This is a genomic window from Oleiphilus sp. HI0132, from assembly GCF_001635845.1.
On sequence record NZ_LWGJ01001264.1, the window covers coordinates 25303 to 32115 of the forward strand.

At 44.2% G+C, this 6813-nt stretch carries 4 protein-coding genes; 1 reads left to right on the forward strand and 3 read right to left on the reverse strand.

The genetic code is table 11. From position 1 onward, the window contains the following. Entirely contained in the window at positions 1-3141 is a 3141-nt protein-coding gene (locus A3766_RS19120) for an efflux RND transporter permease subunit (protein ID WP_068508378.1), read from the forward strand. A gap of 60 nt (positions 3142-3201) precedes the next feature. On the opposite strand, the gene A3766_RS19125 is transcribed toward A3766_RS19120, so the two are convergent. The 3 genes from A3766_RS19125 to A3766_RS19135 all read right to left on the reverse strand — a co-directional run bounded on the left by A3766_RS19125 (position 3202) and on the right by A3766_RS19135 (position 6532). After that, the gene (locus A3766_RS19125; RefSeq protein WP_068508376.1) at positions 3202-4272 is read right to left on the reverse strand and encodes a hypothetical protein; all 1071 of its coding nucleotides are present in this window, start codon (positions 4270-4272) and stop codon (positions 3202-3204) included. A gap of 112 nt (positions 4273-4384) precedes the next feature. Continuing rightward, complete coding sequence (locus A3766_RS19130; RefSeq protein ID WP_068552826.1) at positions 4385-5440, reverse strand: DUF2804 domain-containing protein; 1056 nt, start codon at positions 5438-5440, stop codon at positions 4385-4387. 63 nt (positions 5441-5503) lie between these two features. Further along, positions 5504-6532, reverse strand: a complete 1029-nt coding sequence (locus A3766_RS19135) for a GGDEF domain-containing protein (RefSeq protein ID WP_068514654.1) — start codon at positions 6530-6532, stop codon at positions 5504-5506. Between the last annotated feature and the right edge of the window lie 281 nt (positions 6533-6813).

Below are 6813 nucleotides of genomic sequence, written 5' to 3' on the forward strand. Positions count from 1 at the left end.
ATGAGTATTTCACAATATTTTATTAGCCGCCCGATCTTTGCTGGCGTGCTCTCGATGATGATCTTCCTAGCTGGCTTGATCGCCGTCTTTCAATTGCCGATAACAGAATACCCAGAGGTTGTTCCGCCAACCGTTGTGGTTAATGCTAGCTATCCTGGCGCAAACCCCGAAGTGATGGCGGACTCTGTTGCTACGCCATTGGAACAGGCGATTAATGGTGTTGAAGGCATGCTTTATATGTCCTCACAAGCAACCTCAGATGGTAGCTTGGCAATTACTGTTACCTTTGAGCTGGGTACTGATGTCGATGATGCGCAGGTACAAGTCCAAAACCGTGTTTCGCGAGCGATTCCCAGGCTGCCGCAAGACGTTCAACGTTTGGGGGTGACCACAACCAAATCTTCACCTGACTTAACGATGGTCGTGCATCTGTTATCACCTGACGATAGCTATGACATGTTGTACCTGTCTAACTTTGCTAACTTGAAAGTGCGCGATGAACTTGCTCGCCTAGAAGGTGTTGGAAATGCTCAAGTATTTGGTGCAGGGGATTACTCTGTGCGTATCTGGCTGAATCCTGAGCAGGTATCTGCGATGGGTATGACCACCAGCGATGTGATCAATGCCATACGGGAACAAAACCGTCAGGCCGCGGCAGGGACAATTGGCGCGCCGCCCGGAGCGGAAGCAGCACCGTTTCAGCTGTTGATAAAGGTAAAAGGTCGTTTAGAGACTTTAGAAGAATTTGAGGATGTTGTACTGCGTGTTGGCGATAACGGAGCCATCACGCGCTTAAAAGATGTCGCGCGAGTTGAATTAGGTTCAAATTCCTATGCGCTAAGATCCTTGCTAAATAACAAGCAGGCCGCAGCCATTGCAATTTTTCAACGCCCTGGCTCAAATGCGATCCAGATCTCAGACGATGTTCGTGCGCGTATGGAAGAATTGAAGAAGACTTTCCCTGCGGGTGTTGATTACAACATCGTCTATGATCCTACCATTTTCGTGCGAGGTTCTATCGAAGCGGTTGTGATGACTTTGCTTGAAGCCATGGTGCTTGTTGTGATTGTGGTCTTACTGTTCTTGCAGACATGGCGAGCATCAATTATTCCTTTAGTTGCAGTACCTGTTTCTTTAGTTGGGACATTTGCAGTGATGGCCATGTTTGGCTTTTCTTTAAATGCACTAACGCTTTTTGGATTAGTCTTGGCTATCGGTATCGTAGTAGATGATGCGATTGTTGTGGTTGAAAACGTAGAGCGAAATATTGCTTTAGGAAAGAGTTCTATTGAAGCCACGAAGCAAGCTATGCGAGAGGTGACCGGGCCGATTATTGCTACCTCCTTGGTATTAAGTGCTGTATTTATTCCAACAGCCTTCATCTCTGGTTTGACTGGGCAGTTTTACAAGCAATTTGCCCTAACCATCGCTATTTCAACAATTATATCGACTTTCAATTCGCTAACTCTTAGCCCGGCTTTGGCCGCGGTGTTATTAAAGCCCCATGATGCAAAGAAAGACCGACTGAGCCGTATCATTGACGCCTTGTTTGGTAAGATTATTTTTGGCCCGTTTAATAAATTTTTTAGTGCCTTGACTGAAGGTTACACCTCCTTACTGAAAGTCATAATCCGGCTTTCTGTGATTGTTGTTTTGATTTACGCAGGCTTGATGGTATTAACCTCGCACCAATTTAAGACAACTCCCACCGGGTTTGTTCCTGCTCAAGACAAAATGTACTTGATTGCCTTTGCACAGTTACCTGATGCATCAAGCTTGGATCGCACTGAAGCGGTGATTAAGAAAATGTCAGCGATCGCCCTGGAGCATCCGGGAGTAGAATCATCAGTCGCTTTTCCCGGGTTATCACCTAACGGCTTCACGGTATCCTCGAATGAGGGGGTTGTCTTTGTCACCCTAAAGCATTTTGACGAACGCCAAGCACCTGATATGAGTGCTGACGCGATTGCTGGTGCCTTATGGGGGCAGTTTATGGGAATAGATGAAGCCTTTACGGTTATTTTTCCTCCGCCTCCCGTTATCGGTTTAGGCACTACTGGTGGCTTTAAACTGCAGATTGAGGATAGGGCAAACCTGGGCTATGAACGCTTGTTTCAGGAAACACAAAAGGTTGTAGGCCAAGCCTGGCAAACGCCAGAGTTAACACAGGTTTTCTCTTTCTTTCAGGTTAATGTACCGCAAATAGAAATTAACGTTGATAGAGAGAAGGCTAAAGTTCATGGTGTAGCGATATCAGATATTTTTGATACCTTGCAAGCCTATATGGGCTCGGTATATGTCAATGATGTCAATTTATTTGGTCGCACTTATCAGGTCAATGTGCAGGCCGATGAAGCCTTTAGAGTAGATGAAACGCAGCTGGAAAAGCTAAAAGTGCGCAACCGTGAGGGATCAATGGTGCCGCTTGCTTCGTTTGTAACGGTGCAGCACGGCGCTGGTCCAAACCGCGTTTCTAAGTACAACGGCTATCCGGCGGCTGACCTAAATGGACAAGCCAAGCCCGGTTATAGTTCTGGTCAAGCAGAAGCAGCCATCACAGCTATTCTCGACCGCTCTTTACCAAATGGGATGGCTTATGAATGGACAGATCTGAAGTATCAGCAGATTCTAGCGGGTAATACGGCTATCTATATTTTCCCCTTGGTTGTTTTACTGGTCTTCCTAGTGTTGGCCGCGCAGTATGAGTCATGGTCGTTGCCACTGGCGATTATCTTGATTGTGCCAATGGTTTTGTTGTCAGCGATGACGGGTATTATTTTGTGGGGTTTGACTAACAATATCTTCACGCAAATAGGTTTTATTGTGCTGGTTGGGCTGGCTGCGAAGAACGCCATTCTTATCGTTGAGTTTGCCAAAGAGAAAGAAGATAGTGGCATGGGGTTGCTTGAGGCGACGCTTGAAGCCAGCCGCTTGCGTTTACGCCCCATTTTAATGACTTCGCTTGCTTTTATTATGGGGGTGGTGCCCTTGGTGTGGGGTTCAGGAGCGGGTGCAGAAATGCGTGAGGCCATGGGTGTTGCTGTATTTGCAGGTATGATTGGGGTTACCGTTTTTGGCTTACTCTTAACGCCTCTCTTCTATAAGTTAGTCAGGCATCTAAGCAACAGAAAAAAGTTGTAGGGTAGAGCTTCTTATTTCTACCTATTAAGGCGGGAATTTCCCGCCTTAATATTTTATAGGCTAATCTAGTAAATCTATGACGGTTTGAGAGTTATAGAAATCTTCTAAATGGCGTCTCAGAAGCTCCTCTAGAATGCCGTTTTCTTTAAATGCTTCTAAAGCCTTGGGTGCGAATATTTTTATGGGCGCAATAATTCTATCTTTTGAGACATCAAATTCCTCGAGCAAGACGTCGAGGTTTTTTCTGCCGTAGCGCTTAAAGAAGTAGTCTACGATGGTTTCATAACTGCTGATGAAATAATCTGTTTTTCTAAACTTAAGCCAGAAGTCATAGCCTAAGGCGATAAATTCAGATAGATCTAAACTGTCCATACCTTGTTGAAATTCAGACATGGGTTTATTTTCAATCGCTTCCCATAGCTCCATTGCAGAGTCGCGCAATTGCTCATCGCTTACTGAGCCTTCTAGAAACTTCTTGCTTTCGTCCAGGATAAAGTCGAGGCTGTCGATAATAAAACTTTTTACGCTCTCCTCTACTCCGGAGCCAATTTTTGGCGCAGCTTTGCTGACTACATTTCTTCCCATCTTGAGCATTGAGGACACGCCCGGAATGTTCTTGCTGATTAGGTTGCTTTCATAAATATAGCGAAGGATAGCTTGGTAAAGAATGCCTGATATTAATTCGGCATATATCGGTAGCTCAATTACTTTGTCTATGCCTTTGTTTCGCTGCTCCTTTAGCTCTAAAGCTTTGTCTATGAATTCTTCAAAGTCTTTTTTGCTGATGATTTGGTTCAGTAAGGTTTCTTGATGTTTTTTTGATGTAAATAGAGTGTCGGCTGCCTCACCCGCAACTTCGGCGATGGCACCTGGAATACTTGAGCTAACGACGTTTTCGTATATAACTTGTTTGATTTGTTTAGCGCTGACAAACTTATTTAGATGGATTTCTCCTACAGCTTTCAGTAAAAACTCAGTCTCTGAATCGCATAGCTCAATAAAACGATCGGAGTTAAAGCACTCAAGTTCGTGCTTTAAATGTAGCTCTAATAGCTGTTTTGAGAGTGAGGGGAGCTCACTTTTATCATTTGCTGTGTCGTGCTTGGTTTTGTTTGCTTGGCGCTTAGTCATAATAGACTCCTGTAATATAGCTTACAGTTGTACCCTTAATGTCTAGAGGCGTCAAATCAAAAGTCTATTTTTGCTGTTGATGTGTCGTAATTAAATTGTCTAGTATGGACGTTTACCACTTAGAGTACTGATCTTCGACAAAACCATATTGAGATTCAATCTCGTAGCGTTTGCCTTCAGCGGTGATTAAGTGCCCCTTAAACTTGCCGAATATTTGTTTGAAGTTTGTGGCCATGAAACCGGCATTGAGGTGTTCCTTATGCATTCCTTCAGGCACAAAGCTTAGATCAAGCTGTCCGTTTTCACAGCTGATTCTCCACGCGGAGCTTTCTTCATCCCGGTCATATCTGAACTGAACTTGAGGTAGTTGATGGAGCTTATCGCCAACCCAAAAGCAGTTTTCAGAATAGCCTGTTTCATTGACGCCCCAAGACACATTGAGCCCGAGCGGTGGCTTATCTTCTGATCTATCGGCTGTGGAGTAAGATGCGCCGGAAAAGCATGCCCAGTTCCAGAATGTTTCTCGACGCATGTACCCAGCCGAAAAGTCATGATGCCCATAACAAGCAATTTCATTTAGCTTGAACTTGCCGAGAGCACAGTGAACTTCACCGCTAGCAGGAAGTGCTGCCGTTTTTTGAGCATAGACCCAGCCATTGACTGCGGTCGGTGTACAAAGAGCCATTTCCTCAAAGCTTGGTTTCTCTATGGTTTCGGCCTGAATGTTGAGCTCCGAGCCAAAACCAATCTCGAGTATTTTGCGCCGCTCGCCCTGTGAGTTAAGTTGGTAGCGCATTTTGATACTATGCTTGCCTGACTTGAAGCTTGATATGCCATTATCGGGACGGTTCGTCATATCTAGCCCGAGTGCAAAAGGTTTTTTGAATTGCCAAGTAAGCATTTTTTTATCTGAAGTTCGATAGATATAGACAAAAGCTGCGCCCAAATAGCGTAAGTCAGCTAATGCGCAGCCAAATATCAGGTCACCACTTATGCCGCCGAAATATTGAAAGCGTTTAAAATTGAAATGGCGCTGCCACTTATTGGCGCGTTTGTTCATTGGTGTTCGATAATCTGCGTCATTGATATTAATTTCATTGACGGCGTGTTTGAAGCGTCCTAAATGAGGCTTCCCGTGAGAGTTGATCAGAGAGTAGGGTTGAAGCATAAGTGTTACAGTTGTTCTAGTTGTTATGGTTTGTTTTGGGGGCAGAGTCTAGATCGTCAGAGATTAATCCCAGAAGTCGATAGAGCTCTCTACGGGTTCAACGGCTTCAAGTAAGCCTTTTTCTAATAGCACTTCATACGAGTTAACCTGGTTACGACCATTTTGTTTTGCGTAGTAGAGCGCTTTATCTGCTTTGGAGAGTGTTTCTACAGGGTGGTCGTTTTTGCTTAGGTCGGCAAAGCCGATGCTAACGGTAACCTGGCCAACCTGAGGGAAGCGGCGAGCCTCTATCGCTGCTCTGCAGCGTTCGAGAACAACCAAAGCTTGCTCTTTCTGAACGTCTTTTACCAATACCACGAACTCTTCACCACCGTAGCGGAAAAACAGGTCTTGCTGTCGGAGGACGGACCTGACTGTCTGTGAAAATAGAACTAGCGTCTCGTCACCAATTGCATGGCCGAAGCGATCATTGATAGATTTGAATTTATCGATATCTAGAATGGCAATCGCTTTAAAGCTGGTATCCTTTGCATGCAGTACATTGTGTTGTGAAAAGGCAAGGTCGGAAGAGACTTGGTCAAAAGCTTGACGATTTAAGATGCGTGTAAGCGGGTCATGGCCTTTTTCGTGCAAGTTGCGAAAGATATCGACAGCGATTTGCAGAAAGCCTACGAGAGTGTTTTTAATATCCTGGTTCTCGTAGCGGTGGCGCAAAACAACCAGGTGAGACACGCTTTTGTCATATAACACTACCGGAATGACGATTTTAAAACGCGTTCTGCTTTCAACCTTGTATACCTCTTCTTTAGAAATATAAGCCGACAGCATGTCCATGTCGTTATTTAAATAGATGTCGTTGGACTTCCCGCTACACTCTATGCCGATAAGAGTGGTCGTTTTATGATTGGAGCGCCGTGTAGCTTGTAGCTCATAAACTGACAAATCGACGCGTTCGAAATTATTGATAAGAATGTCATCGAGTGCTGTGACAAGTTCTCTAATGTTCGATTGGCTGGTCAAGCTTTTTATTAGAGTAAATAGCTGCTCTATTTCCATAATGGAAGGTCTATCACAAATAGAAGAAACGACCATTATCGTTATTCTCTGCCATAAAACCAAGTAAATTAATATAGAAGACGTTAACAATTCGTTACATTTTGCAATTGTTTACCAACAGACCGCTCATAACTTATTGGCTATGATTACTATATCGAATTTAGGTGAGACGATTCAGGCCCGTCTTTCTTCAATTTAGGTTTAGATTTCATGTGTACTTATTTATCCCGGACATTGTCCGGGATTTTTTTTGCCTGAATCTTACCGTTTTCCCTCTCAATGCTTATTAAAACTTCGACTGCTTCAAAATTAGAGTG

Bases quoted from the DNA above. Each gene is read 5' to 3' on its own strand.
- A3766_RS19120 (WP_068508378.1), top strand. From the start codon at position 1: ATGAGTATTTCACAATATTTTATTAGCCGCCCGATCTTTGCTGGCGTG.
- A3766_RS19125 (WP_068508376.1), bottom strand. From the start codon at position 4,272: ATGACTAAGCGCCAAGCAAACAAAACCAAGCACGACACAGCAAATGAT.
- A3766_RS19130 (WP_068552826.1), bottom strand. From the start codon at position 5,440: ATGCTTCAACCCTACTCTCTGATCAACTCTCACGGGAAGCCTCATTTA.
- A3766_RS19135 (WP_068514654.1), bottom strand. From the start codon at position 6,532: ATGGTCGTTTCTTCTATTTGTGATAGACCTTCCATTATGGAAATAGAG.